Source organism: Citrobacter sp. Cf087, assembly GCF_030334285.1.
GTDB classification, from domain to species: Bacteria; Pseudomonadota; Gammaproteobacteria; order Enterobacterales; family Enterobacteriaceae; genus Citrobacter; species Citrobacter freundii.
The window spans coordinates 796,302-815,674 of record NZ_JAOWED010000022.1 but is presented as its reverse complement, the minus strand read 5'-3'; the positions used below and the strand labels follow the sequence as shown (position 1 = coordinate 815,674).

General features: G+C 52.2%; 19 protein-coding genes. 6 read left to right on the top strand and 13 right to left on the bottom strand.

What is annotated here, in order from left to right; genetic code table 11:
* Positions 1-657, bottom strand: coding sequence for a CoA transferase subunit B (locus OGV57_RS06025; protein WP_003020022.1), 657 nt, complete (start codon positions 655-657; stop codon positions 1-3).
* Positions 658-659: 2 nt separating this feature from the next.
* Complete coding sequence (locus OGV57_RS06020) at positions 660-1,367, bottom strand: CoA transferase subunit A (RefSeq protein ID WP_054528386.1); 708 nt, start codon at positions 1,365-1,367, stop codon at positions 660-662.
* A gap of 142 nt (positions 1,368-1,509) precedes the next feature.
* On the opposite strand from OGV57_RS06020, the gene OGV57_RS06015 reads away from it, so the two are divergent.
* Positions 1,510-2,400 (top strand): LysR family transcriptional regulator, encoded by an 891-nt coding sequence (locus tag OGV57_RS06015; RefSeq protein ID WP_003020016.1) that lies wholly within the window; start codon positions 1,510-1,512, stop codon positions 2,398-2,400.
* An 18-nt stretch (positions 2,401-2,418) separates the two neighbouring features.
* On the opposite strand, the gene OGV57_RS06010 is transcribed toward OGV57_RS06015, so the two are convergent.
* Genes OGV57_RS06010 through OGV57_RS05980 form a run of 7 tightly spaced genes read right to left on the bottom strand, consistent with a single transcriptional unit; the run spans position 2,419 to position 9,336 of the window.
* Positions 2,419-3,354: an ABC transporter ATP-binding protein gene (locus tag OGV57_RS06010; protein WP_054528385.1), complete on the bottom strand. Its 936-nt coding sequence runs from the start codon at positions 3,352-3,354 to the stop codon at positions 2,419-2,421.
* Positions 3,347-4,333: an ABC transporter ATP-binding protein gene (locus tag OGV57_RS06005; RefSeq protein ID WP_003020012.1), complete on the bottom strand. Its 987-nt coding sequence runs from the start codon at positions 4,331-4,333 to the stop codon at positions 3,347-3,349. The genes OGV57_RS06010 and OGV57_RS06005 overlap by 8 nt, the downstream gene beginning before the upstream one ends.
* Positions 4,330-5,226: a D,D-dipeptide ABC transporter permease gene (ddpC, locus tag OGV57_RS06000; protein WP_054528384.1), complete on the bottom strand. Its 897-nt coding sequence runs from the start codon at positions 5,224-5,226 to the stop codon at positions 4,330-4,332. The genes OGV57_RS06005 and ddpC overlap by 4 nt, the downstream gene beginning before the upstream one ends.
* On the bottom strand, positions 5,223-6,245 hold the full coding sequence (locus OGV57_RS05995) for an ABC transporter permease (RefSeq protein ID WP_003020008.1): 1,023 nt from the start codon (positions 6,243-6,245) through the stop codon (positions 5,223-5,225). The genes ddpC and OGV57_RS05995 overlap by 4 nt, the downstream gene beginning before the upstream one ends.
* Before the next feature lie 44 nt (positions 6,246-6,289).
* Complete coding sequence (locus OGV57_RS05990) at positions 6,290-7,852, bottom strand: ABC transporter substrate-binding protein (protein WP_054528383.1); 1,563 nt, start codon at positions 7,850-7,852, stop codon at positions 6,290-6,292.
* Positions 7,853-7,867: 15 nt separating this feature from the next.
* On the bottom strand, positions 7,868-8,455 hold the full coding sequence (gene ddpX / locus OGV57_RS05985) for a D-alanyl-D-alanine dipeptidase (RefSeq protein WP_032935741.1): 588 nt from the start codon (positions 8,453-8,455) through the stop codon (positions 7,868-7,870).
* A 14-nt stretch (positions 8,456-8,469) separates the two neighbouring features.
* Positions 8,470-9,336 carry a MurR/RpiR family transcriptional regulator gene (locus OGV57_RS05980; protein ID WP_003020002.1) on the bottom strand — a complete coding sequence of 289 codons (867 nt, stop codon included), beginning with the start codon at positions 9,334-9,336 and terminating at the stop codon, positions 8,470-8,472.
* A gap of 401 nt (positions 9,337-9,737) precedes the next feature.
* On the opposite strand from OGV57_RS05980, the gene hdeB reads away from it, so the two are divergent.
* The 5 genes from hdeB to OGV57_RS05955 all read left to right on the top strand — a co-directional run bounded on the left by hdeB (position 9,738) and on the right by OGV57_RS05955 (position 14,497).
* Positions 9,738-10,067: an acid-activated periplasmic chaperone HdeB gene (gene hdeB / locus OGV57_RS05975; RefSeq protein ID WP_003019999.1), complete on the top strand. Its 330-nt coding sequence runs from the start codon at positions 9,738-9,740 to the stop codon at positions 10,065-10,067.
* 155 nt (positions 10,068-10,222) lie between these two features.
* Positions 10,223-12,166: a methyl-accepting chemotaxis protein gene (locus OGV57_RS05970; protein WP_054528382.1), complete on the top strand. Its 1,944-nt coding sequence runs from the start codon at positions 10,223-10,225 to the stop codon at positions 12,164-12,166.
* Positions 12,167-12,345: 179 nt separating this feature from the next.
* Complete coding sequence (locus tag OGV57_RS05965; RefSeq protein ID WP_003836258.1) at positions 12,346-12,660, top strand: helix-turn-helix domain-containing protein; 315 nt, start codon at positions 12,346-12,348, stop codon at positions 12,658-12,660.
* Positions 12,653-13,924 carry a type II toxin-antitoxin system HipA family toxin gene (locus tag OGV57_RS05960; protein WP_054528381.1) on the top strand — a complete coding sequence of 424 codons (1,272 nt, stop codon included), beginning with the start codon at positions 12,653-12,655 and terminating at the stop codon, positions 13,922-13,924. Before OGV57_RS05965 ends, OGV57_RS05960 begins: the two co-directional genes overlap by 8 nt.
* A 54-nt stretch (positions 13,925-13,978) precedes the next feature.
* Positions 13,979-14,497 carry a hypothetical protein gene (locus tag OGV57_RS05955; protein ID WP_054528380.1) on the top strand — a complete coding sequence of 173 codons (519 nt, stop codon included), beginning with the start codon at positions 13,979-13,981 and terminating at the stop codon, positions 14,495-14,497.
* On the opposite strand, the gene OGV57_RS05950 is transcribed toward OGV57_RS05955, so the two are convergent.
* From OGV57_RS05950 to OGV57_RS05935, 4 genes are all read right to left on the bottom strand, one after another.
* Positions 14,494-15,861: a glycoside hydrolase family 10-like protein gene (locus tag OGV57_RS05950; protein WP_046670683.1), complete on the bottom strand. Its 1,368-nt coding sequence runs from the start codon at positions 15,859-15,861 to the stop codon at positions 14,494-14,496. The genes OGV57_RS05955 and OGV57_RS05950 overlap by 4 nt on opposite strands.
* Before the next feature lie 12 nt (positions 15,862-15,873).
* On the bottom strand, positions 15,874-16,161 hold the full coding sequence (locus tag OGV57_RS05945; RefSeq protein WP_003019974.1) for a VF530 family protein: 288 nt from the start codon (positions 16,159-16,161) through the stop codon (positions 15,874-15,876).
* A 134-nt stretch (positions 16,162-16,295) separates the two neighbouring features.
* Positions 16,296-17,624 (bottom strand): HlyD family type I secretion periplasmic adaptor subunit, encoded by a 1,329-nt coding sequence (locus OGV57_RS05940; protein ID WP_170926215.1) that lies wholly within the window; start codon positions 17,622-17,624, stop codon positions 16,296-16,298.
* Entirely contained in the window at positions 17,624-19,363 is a 1,740-nt protein-coding gene (locus OGV57_RS05935; RefSeq protein ID WP_049016483.1) for a type I secretion system permease/ATPase, read from the bottom strand. The genes OGV57_RS05940 and OGV57_RS05935 overlap by 1 nt, the downstream gene beginning before the upstream one ends.
* Between the last annotated feature and the right edge of the window lie 10 nt (positions 19,364-19,373).

Here is a 19,373-nt window from a genome sequence, read left to right as displayed (position 1 = left end):
TCAGTTAAATTGCATTTCGGGGACAGTTTCGGGCACGATCAGCTTGCCGGCGGTTCTGGCGACGATTTCATCCACACTGATACCCGGGGCGCGTTCACGCAGAATGAACGCCCCGTCGGCAATTTCCAGCAGAGCCAGGTCGGTCAGCACGCGTTTGATGCAGGCCACGCCGGTCAACGGCAGGGTGCAGGCGGGAAGCAGTTTGGACTCACCGCTTTTGGAAGCATGGGTCATTACCACGATGATGTTGTCGGCTCCGGCAACCAGGTCCATCGCGCCGCCCATGCCTTTCACCATTTTCCCGGGGATCATCCATGAGGCGATATTGCCGTTAACATCGACTTCAAACGCACCGAGCACCGTCAGATCAACGTGGCCGCCGCGGATCATGGCGAAGGATTGCGCAGAGTCGAAAATCGCCGCGCCTTTGCGCGCCGTCACGGTCTGTTTCCCGGCGTTAATCATGTCGGCATCAATTTCGTCTTCTGTGGGAAACGGCCCCATACCCAGCAAACCGTTCTCTGATTGCAGCATCACGTCCATGCCATCAGGGATATAATTTGCCACCAGAGTGGGAATGCCGATCCCAAGGTTGACGTAATAACCGTCGCGCAGCTCGCGGGCGACGCGCATCGCCATTTGTTCACGCGTTAACATGGTCAGGCTCCTTTCTGGCGCAGGGTGCGTTGTTCAATACGTTTTTCAAACTGCCCCTGAATAATGCGGTTAACGAAAATTCCGGGAGTGTGAATCGCTGCAGGGTCCAGTTCTCCGGGAGGGACAATCTCTTCGACTTCCACGACGGTAATGCGCCCGGCGGCGGCCATCAGCGGATTAAAGTTCTGTGCGGTGTGGCGATAGATGACGTTGCCGTACCAGTCGGCTTTCCAGCCTTTAACCAATGCAAAATCACCGGTTATCGCCCGTTCAAGGATGTAAGGGCGTCCGGCAAACTCGCGAACCTCTTTCCCTTCCGCTACGGGGGTTCCATATCCAGTCGCGGTAAAAAATGCCGGGATCCCCGCGCCGCCCGCGCGCAACTGCTCTGCCAGCGTACCCTGTGGCGTCAGGATGGCTTCCAGTTCGCCGCTAAGCACCTGCTTCTCAAACAGGGCGTTTTCCCCTACATAGGACGCGACCACTTTGCGCACCTGGCGCGTTTCCAGCAGTACGCCAAGGCCAAAGCCATCCACGCCACAGTTGTTTGATACAACGGTAAGTCCCTGTACTTCTCGACGGCGTACTTCGGTAATCAGGTTTTCAGGGATCCCACATAAACCAAAACCGCCCGCCAGCAGCGTCATGTTGTCGGTCAGTCCTTCCAGCGCCTCTTGATAAGTGGCAACACGTTTATCCAGTCCAGCCATACACTTGCCTCCCCAGTTGTCCTTGCCGACATCATTGGGGGTGAAAAATGATTTGTTAATTTTAAATTTGTGACTCACTCATTGGGTTTTTTTATCAATTTAATGTTAATTAAAGGTATTCAACAAGTTAAAGGAATGCGAAATGGGAATGAGCATCAAACAGTTACGCGCGTTTTTAGCGGTAGCTCACACTCTGAATTTTGCTCATGCCAGTGAAAGACTGAACATGTCGCAACCCGCATTAAGCCTGGCGATTAAAGGACTGGAAGATTCGCTGGGCGGGGCGTTACTGTTGAGAACCACCCGCAAAGTGACTCTGACGCAGGAGGGAGAAACGCTGCTGAATATGGGGCGACAGCTGCTGGCGGACTGGGAGAATACGGAAGAAGCCATGCGCCAACGCTTTACGCTACAGCGCGGTAAAATCTCGATCGCCGCCATGCCCTCATTTGCCGCTAACGTCCTGCCATCGGTACTGAAAACGTTTCGTGATTCTTATTCCGGTATCAACGTAACGGTTCATGATGTGATCAATGAACACGTGATTGAAATGGTCAGTGAAGGGCGGGTCGAGATGGGCATAGCCTTCGAGCCGGACTATTCGGGACATCTGCATTTCACGCCGCTCGGCGTGGATCGTTTTATCGCGATTGTGCCGCCAACCTGTCGGCTGGCAGACAGGGATCGTATTGCATGGCGCGAACTGCTGACGCTGGATTTCATCACCTTGCAACGTCCGTCAGCCGTGCGGCTGATGCTGGAAGAACAACTGGTGCAAAGCGGACATACGCTGGAAGTAGCGCTGGAGAGCCATCAATTAGTAACCGTTGGCCGTCTGGTGGCTAACGGTCTGGGCGGTAGCGCCGTACCTGCACTATGCCGCACGCAAATGACAGAGTTAGGCGCAACCTGTATCGATCTGGATACGCCGGTGATCCAGCGTCGGATCGGGGTTTTGCGTTCAGCACATCATAAATTATCTACTGCTTCCGAGGTGCTGGTGGATTCACTGAAAAAGGCGTATCGCACCTGACTTTCTCAACGGCTCAGGTCATGTAACCGCCCGCCAGCATCGAACATCACATCCGGTATCACTTTTCAGTAATGCCTGTTTTTTCTCACAACCGTGGGTTGCCAATGGACATCTGTCACGGAAAAAGCATCCCTGGGGCAACGTTCGGTTTCCCGGTAGCTCGGTTTTACGTAACACCAAATCTTCCGTCAGTGGCGCGCCCGTTTTAGGGACAGAGTCCAGCAATAACCGTGTGTACGGATGGGCGGGGTGAGTGAGAACGTGTTGAGCATCGCCCAGCTCAACAATTTGCCCGAGGTACATCACCGCCACACGGTCGCTCATATGGCGGACCACCGACACGTTATGCGATATCAATACGTAGGTCAGATTTCTGCGCGCCTGAAGTGACACCAGAAGATTGAGAATTTGCGCCTGCACAGAGATATCCAGTGCTGAAGTGGGCTCATCGAGGACGATAACATCCGGTTCTGACGATAGCGCCCGGGCGATGGCAATACGCTGGCGTTGTCCACCTGAAAACGCATGCGGCAGACGGTCGAGATATTCCGCGCGGATGCCTACCTGTTGGGCTAAATCTTCAGCAAGCATGCGGCGCTCACGTTCCGGACTTCGTTTTTGGATCCATACCGGCTCAGTGATCGTGCGCCACACCGGTAAGCGAGGATCCAGCGATGAAAGAGGGTCCTGAAAGACCATTTGCATACCGTTATGCTGTTTATCACCACGGCGAGAATAGCTTCCCTGGTTGGGTTTCAGCATGCCCATCAGCAGTTGCGCCAGCGTACTTTTTCCACAACCGGATTCGCCAACAATCCCCAGCGTTTCCCCCTGGCGAATCTGTAAATCCAGACCGTTGAGCGCATGCACCCGTTCTGTAACCTTGCCAAGCCAGTTTTTACGCGCAGGAAAGTTGACATGAACATCCTGCAGCGCCAGTAAAAAATCAGACATGTGTTGTCTCCAGTTGTGGATACCAGCAGGCAGATTGTTGATCTACGCCTCCCTGACTACTTAACGCAGGCGTTTCTTCACAACGAGGACCAGCGGCAAAGCAGCGCTCACGAAATGCGCATCCGGCAGGTAAGCAGGTTAGGTTCGGCACGGTGCCGGGGATCGCAGGTAACAATGCGCGCGGCTCGCCGTGTTCCGGCGCGCATTTCAGCAAGCCGATGGAATAGGGATGCGTCGGACGTTGAATAACGGTTTGCGTCGGGCCACTCTCAATCACGCTCCCGGCATACATGACGTACAACCGGTCGCATAACTGTGAAACCACCGCCATATCATGACTGATAAATAACACGGCTGTTCCGCTGGCCCGTGCTTTTAACTTCAGCAAACGCAGCACCTGCAGTTGCACCGTGACGTCCAGCGCGGTGGTCGGTTCATCGGCAATAATAAGCTCTGGTTCGCACGAAAAGGCCAGCGCAATCATCACGCGTTGGCGCATCCCGCCGGAAAGCTCAAACGGAAATCGTTTCATAACCTCCGGCGCGTCCGGGATTTGCATCTCTTCGAGTAGAGCGACGGCTTTATGACGGGCATCCGTGCGGCTTAACGCCTGGTGATGGCGGATTACCTCCACCATTTGCTGGCCGATACGCCGGGTCGGATTCAGTGCCGTCATGGGCTCCTGAAAGATCATCGCGACGCGTGCGCCGCGCCATTGGCGCATTTGTTTCTCACTGGCGTTAAGCACATCTTCACCCAGCAGTGAAACGCGTCCCTGGTGAATACGATAGCTTCCCTCCGGAAGCAGGCGCATGGTGAGCATTGCGGTCACGGACTTACCGGAACCGGATTCACCCACCACACCAACGATTTCTCCACGGTTGATGTGCAGTGATACATGGTTCAGCGCATGCACATCAGCTTTATAGCCGGGGAAACTCAGATGTAAATCTTCGATTTCCAGTACGGGTTGTGTCATGACTGTTTTCCTCCGGCTTTCGGATCCAGCAGATCGCGAATACCATCGCCAAAGAGATTGAAGCCCACGGCGGTAATCAGAATGGCGGCGCCGGGAAAAGCACAATACCACCACTGATCAAGCACGTAATTGCGGCCAATTGCGACCATCGCGCCCCACTCAGCGCTGGGTTGCTGCGCGCCCAGACCGATAAACCCGAGCGTGGCAGCCATCAGGATCGCACTGCCGATATCCAGCGATGCCTGCACAATGAGTGGCGGCAGAGAATTGCGTAAAATGTGCCAGCTAATCAGATGCCAGCGTGAAGCGCCGTAGGTCCGGGCAGCCTGTACATAGCTAAACTGGCGCACCACTAACGTCTGACCGCGGGCGAGGCGTACATAGAAAGGGATACGGACGATGGCAATCGCCAGCATGGCGTTAAACAGGCTGGGGCCCAGCGCGGCGGCCAACGCCATCGTCAGCACCAGCGAAGGAATGGACAGCATAATGTCCATCATCCGCATAATTATCGCGTCGGCGCGCCCGCCCATGACACCCGACAAGCAGCCCAGCAGTGATCCCAATCCCCCGGCGATACCCACCACCACCAGACCCGCAACGACCGACTGCTGACTTCCTACCAGAACGCGACTGAACAGATCGCGACCGACTTCATCGGTACCAAACCAGTGAGCGGCTGACGGGGGCAGCAGGCGCGCACTCAAATTGATGGCATTAGGATCGTGTGGCGTTATCCACGGCGACAGCACCATCAGCAGCAGTATCAATACGATGATGACCCCGCCAACCAGCGTCAGCGGGCTACTTTTCATCATCCAGAACAGTTTGGCCCAGTCCGTGCGGCGGCGTTCTGTCTGAGGGGCGGTCGGCGTTTCTTGTGTGAGCATCATTCAGCACCTCCACGTCCAATTCGAGGATCTACCCACAAATAGAGCAAATCCACCACCAGGTTGACCAGCACATAGGCGAACGAGACCACCACGGCAAATCCCATTACCGCCGGGAAGTCGAGCGCCTGAATTGAGGTCACTACCCAAGCGCCCATACCTGGCCAGGCAAAGACCGTTTCGGTCAATACCGCACCGTAGAGCAGATCGCCCAGCGCCAGGCCGAGGACGGTGATTGATGGGATGAGAGCGTTAGGCAATGCATAGCACAGCACGATGTACCAGCCCGGTAACCCGCTGGCGCGGGCGGTACGTATGTAATCTTCACTCAGTTGCTCCAGCATGGCGGAACGAATCTGGCGGGCAACGATCCCAAGATGTACAAAAGCCAGTGTCAGCGACGGCAAAATCAGGTGCTGAAGCGCATTGAAAAAGACTTCGCCGTTGCCTTCCAGCAGTGCATCAATCAGGTAGAACCCGGTGACGTGAGCAGGTGGATCCAGCCAGTCGTCTAAACGTCCACCGCCGGGTAAAATTTGCAGATGACCGTAAAACAGCACGATAACCCCCAGCCCCAGCCAGAATGCTGGCGTGGAGATACCGGTAATTGCCATTAGCCGAACAAGGTGATCAAGCCAGCGGTTACGCCAGACCGCAGATAAAATACCCAGCGGGATACCTATCACCAGCGCCAGCAACAAAGAGCAGAAAGCCAGCTCAAGGGTAGCGGGGAAGAAAATGCGCAGTTCATCCAGTACCGGACGCCCGGTGCGAATGGAGGTGCCTAAATCGCCGTGAAAAATGTCGCTGACATAGCGAAAAAACTGGACATACAGCGGTTGATTCAGCCCCAGCTGTTGGCGAATATTTTCAACAATTTCATCGCTGGCGCGGTCGCCCGCCAGCAGCCGTGCGGGGTCGCCAGGTATCAGATGTGAAATAATAAAGGTGATTACGCAAACACCGATAACCACCAGAATAAGTCCCCAGCATCGCTGGCGCAAAATACTCCAGAACGTCATTAGCTTCCCCTTGCGGAGCCAGAGCGGCTCCGCGTAAACGTGGCTTATTTACTCATGGTGGAGATATTGAAGACCTGTTCCAGCATGGGGTTGAATACAAATCCTTTGACGTCTTTGTTCATCGCCAACTGATAGTTTTTCTGGAATAAATAGACGTAGGCCGCTTCATCAATCACGATGGTTTGCGCCTGCTGGTAGTCATTGGTTCTGGCCACCTGATCGGTCGTAGCCAGCGCGCTACGCAGCAGCTTATCGACCTCACTGTTTTCATAGAACGAACGGTTACCCGGCAAGCCTTTCTTATCTGACTCAAACCAGTAGTTCATAAACATGTACGGGTCGGCAAAATCCGGACTCCAGTTGCCAATGGCAATGTCGTAATCGCCTTTGCCCACGCGGTCACGCATGGTGGCGTTCGCCAGTTTTTCCAGCCTCACCTTAATGCCCAGTTTGCCAAGGCTTGCCTGGGTAGCAAGCGCGATAGGTTCCCAGTTTGGATCATTATCTGAGTACAGGAAGCTCAGGCTTTCAGGTTTGGTGGCAACTTTGTCCCACGCTGCTTTGGCTTTGGCTTCATCGAAGCTGTACTGCATGGCCTTATCGTCAAAACCCCACATGCCTTCGGGGATTGGGCCACGCATTTGCTTTCCATTGCCGCTCAGGATCCCGTTGACCATGCCTTTATAATCGGTGGCCCACGAGATAGCGCGGCGTAAATCCACCTGATTGAGCGGGGCCTTACTGTTGTTGAGATACAGATAAGTCACGCGCAATGAGGGATAATCCGCCACGTTCACTTTGCCTTCCTGTTTTAAAGCAGCAAGCTGGTCAACAGGAAGCGCATCGGCAATGTCGATATCGCCACGGGACAGTTGCAGGCGACGGGAGGCGCTTTCGCCAATGATTTTGACTGAGACGCGCTTAAACGTCGGTTTTGTACCGGCATAATGCGGGTTAGGCACCAGCACCAGTTGTTGTCCCTTTTGCCAACTCTTCAGCATGAAGGGACCAGAGCCTGCCGTGTTCTGTGCCAGGAATCCGCGGGCATCGTCTGCGGCATGCTCTTTTAAGATGGCCGGGTTAATGATTGAGGCTCCGTCATTTGCCAGCGTATACAGAAACGGAGCAAACGGCTGGCTGAGGGTAAACTTCACCGTGGTGTTATCAATGGCCTCAACCTTCAGATCTCTCGGGAAAGCCTCCGCAGGTCCCTGACCAATCTTGAGCAAACGTTCGAAGGATTGCTTTACCGCATCAGCCGTCACCGGTGTTCCGTCGGCGAATTTGGCATCGTTTTTCAGGGTAAACGTCCACTCTTTCTGGTCGTCCGAGGCTTTCCAGCCGCTGGCTAAATCGCCTTCAACTTCCGTGGAACCTTTACCACCATCTGTTTTGTACTGAACCAACCGCTGGTAAGAGGGATAGGTGACCGTCCAGTCATTGTTATCTATGGTCACAGCGGGATCGAGCGTCTGCGGATCGGCGGCTTTACCAATCACTAACATATCTTTGGGAACAGCAGCCTGCGCGGCGGGCAGGGCTACCGCTAACGCAACGGCTATCAGAGCGGGGCGGAAAAAAGCGTTTAACGCAGGTGTAGTCTTCATAACCAGGCTCCAGAATTAAAGGGGATGTTGTGTTGTTATAGACGTGACAGTGTAACAATCTATTTGATCGTCAAGCAGCGGGTAACGGGCGGCATCAGGTAATTCAAAATGCCACCATTCGCTGTTAATACCGACAAAACCACCACCAAACATAATGGCATTGAGCAGCAGGCGGTTACGCTGCGCTGCCGGAGGAACAGACGGATGCCAGGCATGGGAACGGTCGTGCATTTCATCAAAACCGGCCCCCATATCTAGGAGATGGCCGCGATCGTCCATCAACGTGACGTCAATTGCCGTACCCCGACTGTGATTGGAACCAATCGCAACATCGACAACATATTGCGGGTCGGGACAGGCATTCCACAGTATCGCCTGCGCCTGCTGGGGGCGATACGCGTCGTACACCACCAGCGACAAGCCCGCCAGTTGCGCAATGCTGATGCATTTTGCCAGCGCGGTTACCGCCTCGGTGTGCAACAGGCAACGCGCTTCCCTGTAGATAGGTGCGCCGGTAATGTTGTCGGCAGTAGCGTATTTAAGATCGATATGCAGCGACGGAAATATCACCGACAAATCGACCAGTTCTGGGAGTTCTGACATAGCACGTTTCCTGTTTATTGTTCGAATTGACCAAATTGTTGTTGTAACTGGCGATTAGTTTGCAGGCGTCCTGCGAGGGCGTCACCCAGTTGCGCAACCACCGCAGAAAGTAATAAGTTGAACAGACAGCTCACCGGTGCCAGTGAGTCCCAGAAATGTCCGGTGTCGGTTTTTACCTGAAGCAAATCAATGGAATAATCCCTGGCCCATGGGCACCACACATCGGTAATTAGCGCCAGCGGAATGCAGCGTTCAGTGGCGACACGGCAATATTGTCGCGAAATAGCGGAGTAGGCGCGCATATCGGTAATAACCACGTAAGGCTGGCTGAATCCCGAGTTCAGCGACTCTACCCAACTGCCGGAAAGGCCTTCGGAGTAGCTGACTTTAGGTCGCAGATATTCCAGGTGACTAAAAAAGGCGTTAGCGATCCCGCGTGTGGACTGGATCCCGAGGATGTACACGGCTTCCGCATGGGCCAACTGCTGTGCAATGCGTAGAAACGTCTCACCCTGAGCAAGTTGGTAGACGTGGGTAATGGCGTCGATTTCCAGTAACAGCGACTGGTGCGCCCGATCTGGCAGGCTTTGTTGCTGGTGCCAGGAATCCAGTCGTTCATTCATTCCCCAGGGCTGATACGGAACTACAGGCAGCTCGCGCAGACTGGCTTTTGCATCCTCCAGGTTACGAAAGCCCAGTTTACGCAGATAACGTCCGACGGTAATGCCGCTGGTTCCGGTTGCTTTAGCGATGCCATCCGCGGTTTCAAATGGGATCTGCACAGCATGGGCTAACAGCCACCCAGCCACGCGCTTTTCACTGGGCGTCAGCTGGCTAAAGGTTTGCTCTATGCGGGTAAATAACTCTGGTTTGGCTGTCATTACCTTCTCGCTGTTAGTTGTCTGTCAGATTCCGTATCTCTGTTAGCGAATTAACAATGCAGGACGCGTGCCAAGCTGCTAACAGCGGCATGCTGGCTGTTTTTGTTAAAATTCAGCTCATATTCGTTAACTAATGATCAACATTTGTGCAGCGTAGTTCAGTTTTGGTGCAACGGCAGAGGAAGCGGGGTATGAATCTGCTGATTTCGTCGGAACGATCACATTGTGGGCAACATTTATCCCTAAGACATAAGAATCAGTAATTGAAAATATAAATTTCAGCCATATCAATAACACCAATCTTTATTCTTATGACTATAAGGGTATTATTTTTCACGAGCTACATTAACGGTGTTAAGCGCAAGTGTAGATATTATTTATATTATACATGGAGTACTACAATGAATAAATTCTCCCTTTCTACAGCAGGTATTCTGGTCGCAGCGCTGTTAACCAGTGTCAGCGTCAATGCAGCAACAGATAACGCTAAAACTGAAGTGACTCCGAAAGGCATGAACTGTCAGGAGTTTATTGATTTGAACCCACAAACTATGGCTCCGGTGGCCTTCTGGGTGCTCAATGAAGACGAAGACTTCAAAGGTGGCGATTACGTAGACTATAACGAAACCGTTACGACTGCAGTTCCTCTGACCGTTGAACTTTGTAAGAAACATCCGCAGAGCGAATTAAGTAAAATAAAAGACGAAATCAAAAAAGAATTATCTAAATAAAATTAAGCCGTTATTAAAACCCAGCCAAAGTGCTGGGTTTTGTTATTTGTGACATTGTCACTTTTTTCTTTTGCAATACTTAAGAAATCTTTATAAAGATATAAACGCCTGTGCCGATACTGGATAAAAGTTAGCCTTTTGCAGAAGGAGTTTGTATGGCCTGGTATCCTACTCGTATTTCAACGCGTTTAACCATCGGCGGCATTCTGCTGCTTGCAGTAACGACTATTGTTATCGTGGTGATTATGCTCTGGCGTGGTCAGCCGCGCGTCGTTGAAATCAACACCGCCCTGATCGAAGAAACAGGGCAAGGTTTAACCCGTCAATTGAGTACCGTATTGTCCCGAATTGAAGGTGAGACAGTCAGCCTGTCGCGACTGGCTGAAGTGTTGCCTAACGATGAATCTCTGTATCAAAGCGTCGTTCCGCATCTGATTGGTGAAGGTAAAGATTCGATTATTACCGGCGGCGGCATCTGGCCAGAACCAGGCGCCTTCACCGCAGGTGTGGAGAAAAGAAGCTTTTTCTGGGCGCGTAATGCCGAAGGAAAGCTTGTCTATTCCAACGATTATAACGTCGAAGGATCAAGCGGATACCACAATGAAAGCTGGTATCAGCACGCCAAAGGGCAATCACAAAACAACTGCCTATGGTCTGATGTTTACCAGGATGCCAGTTCAGGCGTCAACATGGTGACATGCAGCGTGCCTTATCAGCAGGCGGGCAAGTTTGCCGGTGTCGCTACCACCGATATCCGTCTGGATAACGTCGCAACTTTCATGCAGCAGCAGGGCAACAGTACTGGCGGTTACGCGTTTGTGGTAGACAAGCAGGGACAAATTCTCTATTTCCCGCAGGCCGACCTGGCCAAACATAAAACCATTAACGATCTGGCGCAAAGCGCGCAGTGGCTTATCCCGGTGCAAAACGGTCTGAAATCTTTGCGCCCGACAGATGGGGTGAAGACCATAACGCTGGAAAATGATCTCGTCCTGAATACAGCGTCACAGGTCATGCTGTTCCCGATGCCAGATACCGGCTGGGTCGTAGGGCTTGTGACACCAGAATCACGTATTGTCGGTCTTGCCAAAGTGATGATGCAGGACGTTCTGGAGGTATTGATCCCTATCATGACGCTGTTGCTGGTGGGATCATGGCTGGTGGTTCGTCGACTAATTTCACGTCTCGATGATACCCGTCAGGCTCTTGATGACATCGCGCAGGGAGAAGGCGATCTTACCCGTCGTCTGGATGTTCGCGGCAAAGATGAGATTTCGGCTATCGCCGAGGCGTTTAACCTGTTCGTCGATAAAATCTCGGCCATCCTGATTACCGTCAGAAGCAGTAGCACAGTGGTGGCGAATAACGCCGTTAGCCTGGCTGACAGTAATATGGAGCTTTCATCTCGCGTAACGCAGCAGGCCGCTGCGCTGGAAGAGAGCTCAGCGGCTATGGAGCAGTTAAATGCGACCGTTCATCAAAACGCCAGTAATACACAATTGGCGGATGAGCTATCCGATAACACAGCGCAAACGGCCAACCGTTGCGGTGATGTGATGCAGGGCGTTATCTCTACGATGGATAACGTCAGCGCCTCATCCGGCAGAATGGTGGAAATTGTCGCGGTCATCGACAGCATTGCGTTCCAGACCAATATTCTCGCCCTGAATGCCGCGGTTGAAGCCGCCAGAGCGGGTGATGCTGGCAGAGGGTTTGCCGTCGTGGCCTCCGAAGTGCGCACGCTGGCTCAGCGCAGTGCCACCGCCGCCCAGGAAATTAAAGCGTTGATTGATGAATCCGTTTCTCATGTTGGTAGCGGAAGTCAGCAAATTCACACTGCCGGCGAACGTCTGGGAGAACTGGTCAGCAATGTGCGTCAGGTACGCCAGTTGATGGGGGAAATACGCGTTGCGGGTGAAGAACAGCGTAAAGGTGTTTCCGAAGTTACGCTCGCCGTTACCGAAATGGACAGCACCGTTCAGCAGAATGCCTCGTTAATTGATGATGCCGCAGCACGGACGCAGGCGCTGAAAGAGGAGGCGGAACAGCTGGCATTGCTGGTCTCTTCTTTCAGATTACCTGAGCCTTCCGTTGCCTGATAACCACATCCTATCCGGGTACAGATCTTGTGCCCGGATAATTCCAGAATAATGGTGCTTAACCACGATTTATTGATTTAACTCCTCTTTATTGTGTCTTACAAAACTTTGAATCATTCTCCTCTTAACTCTATAATATTGGGTGTAAAGTCGTTTTTATTCCAATAAGAGCCAATATTATGGATTTAACGCTCAATACAGCAGCCGATATCGTCAAACTACTTTGCGACAGATTGCGTAAGGAACGGCTCGCGCAGCAAATGACGCAGGCAGATGTTGCCGCGCGTTCAGGTGTCGGTGTGAATACCGTTTCGAATCTGGAGGCCGGTAAAAATGTAGGATTTGAGAATCTGGTCAAAGTCGCGATGGTGTTAGGCTATGGTGACGCGCTGGAGGGCTTATTCAAACCCAGGATCGACAGTCTGGATGATATTTTGCGTTACGAGAAGAGCGCGGCACGCCAGCGGGTGAAAAGGAAAAATACTGATGCCTGAGCAAGTCGATGTCTTTTATGAAGGCTGGGGTGAAAAATGGTTGTGGGGAAAACTGGTGTCTTCCTCAGCCCTGACCGGACGCCCGTTGATCGCCTTTGAATACAGTGAAGACGCTATACGTAAGGGGCTGGAGCTGTCCCGGTTAAGGTTACCGCTGAACGGTCCTCGTTTACGCAGGGATTTCCCGGCTCATCAGTTGGGATTACCAGGACCCGTGTACGATTCGCTACCTGATGGTTGGGGTATGCTGTTGATGGATCGTTTATTTAAACGCCGTGGACTCAACGCAGCGCGCATAGGACCTCTGGAGAGGTTAACCTGGGTCGGCAATAACGCAATGGGCGCCATGACGTTCCGGCCCGTTCAGTCAGATGTCGAGACGCTTTCAAAAGAGGATGTTCCTCTCGAACAACTGGCATCTGAGGTTCAGGAAGTCCTGAGCGGCGAAGGCGGGGAATTCTTGCAAAAACTGCTCCAGATGGGCGGTTCACCGCAAGGGGCCAGGCCAAAAGCGTTACTTTATCGTGACAGTGTCACGTCAAGGTTCACCACTGCGCCCCTCCCGGAGAGCGAAAGCTGGTTGATTAAATTTCCTGCCAGGCATGAGCATGCTGAGGTATGTGCCATCGAAGCGGTGTATGCTGAATGTTTGCGGCAATGCGGGATCACTACGCCTGATACCGCGTATTTTAATCTGCCTGACGGGCAGGCGGCATTTGCTACCCGCCGTTTCGACCGTGACCAGTCGGTCCGTATTCCTATGCAGAGCCTGGCGGCATTTACCGGTGCAAATTACCAGATACCCGGTGCTTTAGATTACCGGGATTTTCTGCGCGCCACACAGATTTGTACCAATGATGTCAGAGAAAAAGCGAAAGCGTTCGAACGCGTGGTTTTCAACGTGGCATTTAACAACCGCGATGACCATCCCAAAAACTTTGCCTATTTAATGTCAGCCGCAGGAAACTGGACTTTGGCTCCGGCTTACGACGTGACCTGGTGCGAAGGACCCGGCGGGTATCACCAAATGGACGTGCTGGGAGAAGCGCTGGATATCGAAAGAAAGCACCTGCAGCAGCTTGGCATACAGGAAGCTGAGCTATCAGCTGAGCATGTGAACGCTATAATCGACAAGATCTGCCACCATGCAACAGCGCTAAGCGTTACAGCCAAAGACAAATACGCCGATCAGATAACACAAACTACGCTGAATACGATACAGAAACAGATTAATGATAATGTCCGCAGGTTAATGTCCCTGTGATCCAGAGACAGCCGCTACACTTAGCGAAGAATTAAATCTGAGCGAGGCAACGTTATGGCTGAATTTGTCGTGAATATGCTGAAAAACACGCCAGTTTGGGTGTATCTGCTGTTTGCCTTTCTACTGTATCGAGGGATTAAAGCCAGAACACCTGCCACTGTCACGCTGGAAAAGCTGGCGCTGATCCCCGCTATTTTTTTAGTCTGGGATATCTACGATTTAATCACTTATCGCGACCCGACCCTCATTACGTATATTCAGTGGGCGATAGGTATCCTCAGCGGCGCAATCATTGGCTACATATTAATTAACCCCGGCCGTTTGAGCCGCAGTAGCGCACCACGGAGTATTCACCGTCCGGCAGATTATTCCGCATTGCCATTTATGCTGCTGGCATTCGGCGTTAAGTACGTACTTGGCGTACTTAACGCCATTTCCCCCGACGTTTTACGTCAACCCGCAATGAGCGCCCTGGCTATCATTACTGGCGGCATGTTCGCCGGAATTTTTGTGGGGAAATTTACCCGCTACGTGAGCGTCTGGCTCAGGCTTCCCGCTCAGAACAACCATTAACGTCCCCAACGATTGCGAATATAGGTCACAGCTTCCTGCGTTTGCGGTTGATTAAGGTAATCTTCGCGAAACAGGATCGTGCCGTTAATGTACGGTTCGGTCTCGTTTAGATCGAGCTGCTTTTTCAGTTCCGGCACACCGCCTTTGACCGTCCAGTCTGGCTCTTTTCTCGATGGTTCACCGACTTTATACAGCGCTACACCAATGTAGAGGCGAGTGTTGGTTGATTTCACGACATCTGCCCACCATTTTGCCAGTACATCGTAGCGCGCTGCATCGCGGGCAAAAGGCCAGTAGAGTTGCGGTGCGATGTAATCCAGCAAGCCTTGTTGCACCCAACGGCGGGTGTCGGCATAAGACTCATCATACGCTGCCGCACCGCGCGTGTCGGAGCCCGCTGGATCGTGCGAACGGTTGCGCCATACGCCCGCAGGGCTGACACCGAATTCAACCTCAGGCTTGAGTTTCTTGATAGTCCGTGATACCTGGGCAATCAGCCGTTGCGTGTTATCGCGGCGCCAGTCAGCTTTGGAAGCGAATCCCTGGCCGTATCTTCTGAACGTCTGGCTGTCATTGAGCGCAGAGCCAGGAGACTCGGTATAGAAGTAATCATCAAACTGCACACCGTCAACAGGGTAATTCTCAACCACTTCCGCCACGATGCTGGTTATCCAGTCACGCACTTCGGGAATACCGGGGTCTAACACAAAACGCTCGCCCGCGGTGCGGATCCAGTCCCGATGCAGAACGTATACGCTGGACGGTGTTTGTGACAGCGTGCTGTTTAATTCAGTGACCGTCGAAGGTTTGGTGTTTACAGACACGCGATAGGGGTTAAGCCAGGCATGAACTTTCATTCCGCGCTTATGCGCTTCATCGAGCATAAACTGCAGCGGATCGTAACCCGGATCCTGGCCAATCGTGCCGGTCAGGGTATCTGACCACGGCAGAATCTTTGACTTCCACAATGCGGTCCCATCGGGCTTAACCTGGAAAAAAACGGTGTTAATACCAAGTCGTTTCAGGTTGTCCAGCTTATCCGTCAGCGCTTTTTGCTGCAGGCTGATGCGTACAGCAGGTGAACTGATGTTCACAGATGAGATCGGCGGCCAGTCAAGACGTGAAACCGTCGCCAGCCAGATCCCACGCACTGGCTCCTTGCTCTGCTGAGGTTTGCTCACCGGAGGTTGCGGAGTGGTTTTGGGGCCGGGCGGTTGTGAAGAACAGCTGCCAAGTAACAACATACTGCCCACAAGTACAGCAAACCATTTCATGTTGGTCAGCGGTAGTCTGGCACGAAAACGGGCGATAATCTTCGCCAGTTTTTTCTGATAATTTCCTGAAAAGAAACCGGATGCTGCCATCTGATTTTGCTCTTATTTCTTCTTATTGCGGCTGTTAGCCCAGGGATCGAAGGCCGGTTCGGGAGTGTTATTTGAGGCCTGGTCATGTAGAGAGTCCAGGTACAGTGCTTCTACTTCTGCCCGTGCCCACGGCGTACGGCGCAGAAACTTCAAACTGGATTTAACGCTCGGTTCATTTTTAAAGCAGTTGATATTAATGCGTTGCGCCAGCTCAGCCCAACCATAACGTTCAACCAGGGCATTGACCTGCATTTCTAGCGTCACACCATGTAAAGGGTCTTTAGAATTATGAGCATTCATATGAAGTCCAGTTCAGTGGTTCCAGATTTTGTCAGTAGTGAGACGGGAAGAAGGTTACAAGAAAGCAAAGCTGCCAGCAACGGCAGAAAGCGGTATGGCGCGACAAGCCGTACGTCATACCGGCAATGGATGATTCAATACTCTTTAAAAGCCAGTTCCAGACGGGCAATCAACGGTTTAAACAGGTAGCTCATCAGGGTTCGTTCACCGGTCTTGATCGTCACGCTGGCGGGCATTCCCGCTTTAATTTTGTAATCGCCCAGCAAACGCGCGCCCTCTGCTGAAACCTGTACTTCCGCAAGGTAGTAAGGCTGCTGAGTGGCTTCATCAATTAAGCGGTCCGCAGAGATAGTCAGAACCTGGGCCGGAACCGAAGGTAACAGCGCATGGTTAAGGGCAGGGAACAGCACATCAACGGTTAAACCGGGGACCAGTTTATCAATGGCATGTACGGGTATTTTGGCATCAATTTGCATCGGTTGTCCGGCGGCGACGATATCCATCAAATGTTCTCCAGGCTGAATGACGCCGCCCACGGTACTGACTTTAACATCCAGCACAATACCGTTAATCGGTGAGCGGATCTCGGTGTTATCCAGCTCATGACGCGTTGATACCAATTCATCCTCCAGCATTGCCACTTCTTTTTGGTTTTCCGTCAGTTCAGACTCAACTTCACGTAAATACTGATGACGCACCTGATAGGCTTTAATTTTTAATTCGTTCTGCTGCGATTTCAGTTTGGCAATGTTAAGAATATCTTCTGAAACGCTGCCAGATATTTCTGCTGCCTCGCGCTCCAGCACCAGTAATTGTGCTTTGGGGTAATAGTTTTTTTCGCTCAGCGCCCGGATAGCCCCTAACTCCCGGTTAATCAGAGAAAACTGGTGGTCGCGATAGCCTTTTATTTTATTGAGATTATCCGTCTGTCCAACCAGACCATCGAGCGTCTCCTGAATCATCGACAGTTCATCCTGAATCGTTTTGCGACGGGTATCGAAAAGTTTAGCCTGCAGATTTCTGACTTCTGATAGCCGTTTATTGCCAGAGAATTGCTGCGTCAGCGTAGTATTAAAGCGGATCACATCCAGGTCATCGCGTTCTGCTAACAGGCGATCTTCGATACTTTTTGCAGAAATATACTGGGCATTCAACGCGCTGAAACGCATTTCAAGCTGCATTTTATCCAACCGGACGAGGACCTGATTTTTCTTCACGAAGTCGCCTTCTTTGATAAAGATATCGGTTACCCGACCGCCGCTCAGATGCTGAATGGTTTTGCGGTTACTCGATACGGTAACCGTACCATCGGCGACCACGCCCGCATCTAACGGAGCTTGCACTGCCCAGAGGATAAAACTACCGACACCAAGCACAATGACGATCACGCCCCGGATAATCGGCGACCAGATATTGGTATCTACGCCAGCAGAGGCCGTGTTGTGGGGGTTCTTTTTCATCATCAAGCCTCACGTTGCTGTTCAGTCGTGGATGGAGAAGGCGTAGCCACCGGTTTCAGTACGTTGGCCTGACGCAAATGGGCAAAAACCTGATCGCGGGTACCAAACTCCTGTATAACGCCATCGTTAAGCAGCAAAACCTTATTGACCACGCCGAGCAGCGTCGGGCGGTGTGAGATAATGACTGTGGTTTGTCCCTGGGTACGCAGAGCATTGATGGCTTTAACGAGTGCAAATTCGCCCGCGTCGTCAAGATTGGCATTCGGTTCATCAAGCACGATAAACGCAGGATTGTTATACACGGCGCGCGCCAGCCCGATGCGCTGTCGCTGCCCACCGGAGAGCTGGTATCCACCTGCGCCCAGCAGAGTGTCATAACCTTGCGGCAAGCGCAGGATCATCTCATGAACGCCTGCCAGTAATGCGGCGGCGACGATAAGCTCACTGTCATTCTGCGCGAAGCGGGCAATGTTTTGTGCGATGGTACCGTCAAACAGTTCCACATCCTGCGGCAGATAGCCAATAGACGGGCCCAGCAGCGCTTTATCCCACTGGCATATATCTGCGCCATCTAATCTGACTTTCCCTGATAACGGTTTCCAGACACCAACCAGAACCTTTGCCAGCGAGGTTTTTCCTGAGGCTGAAGGGCCGATAATCCCCAGCACTTCACCTTGCTCCAGCTGGAATGAGATATTACGCAGTAGCGGAGAAGGCTGGCCGGGGGCTGCAGCGAAGACGCTTTCGACGCTGATGTTGCCATTCGGACGCGGCAGGGTCAGTACCTCTTTCGGCGCCGGATACTCCTTCAGCAAGGTTGAGAGCTGATGCCACGCGCTACGAAACTGCACGAACTGCTTCCAGCTGCCAATGACTTGTTCTACCGGGTTGAGGACGCGGCCAAGAATGATCGAGGCGGCAATCATCAAGCCCGGGGTAATATGGCCGCCGATCACCAGTAAAGCCCCGGCGCCCAGCGCAATCGACTGCAGCAATACCCGCACAAAGCGGCTGAGACTGCTTAACCCGGCCGTTTTGTCGGCAATCTGTGTTTGTAGCGCCAGCACTTTGTTATGTTGCTCCTGCCAGTTGGACTTCAGGGTCGAAAGCATCCCCATCGCTTCAATGGCATCGGCGTTTTGCAGCTGTTTATTCAGTTTACTGGCATTGTTAATGGTTAAGGCGTGCGCTTGTTGAATCGGGCGCTTGGTAGAGATTTCAGATACCAGCGTCAGAATAAATAATAACGTTATTCCGCCGAGAGAAAGATATCCCAGCAGGGGATGGACCAAAAAGGCGATGAAAAGATATATCGGCGTCCAGGGAATATCCAGTAAGGCGAACAGACTATTCCCGGAAAGAAACTGACGGATCTGATCCAGTTCGGCTAAAGATTGCGCCGGGTTGTTATCACCGGTAGCCATCTTTCTTTTAAAGGCTGAGTTAAAGACCAACTGACTTAGCTTTATATCCAGCCTGTTGCCAAGCCTGACCATAACCTGCGCGCGGGCAGATTCAATCATGGCAATAACGATGTACAAGCCGACAATCAATAAGGTTAACATTAACAGCGTGGTGGTATTTTTACTGACCAGCACACGATCGTAAACCTGTAGCATATAAATTGCCGGCGCCAGCATAAGCATATTAATCACACAACTAAAAAACAGCAGCATCAGAAAAGTGGGTTTCGTTCCCTTTAATGCATCATTCAGTTCTGTTGGCGTATGCTGGCGCGACATAGTCTTCTCC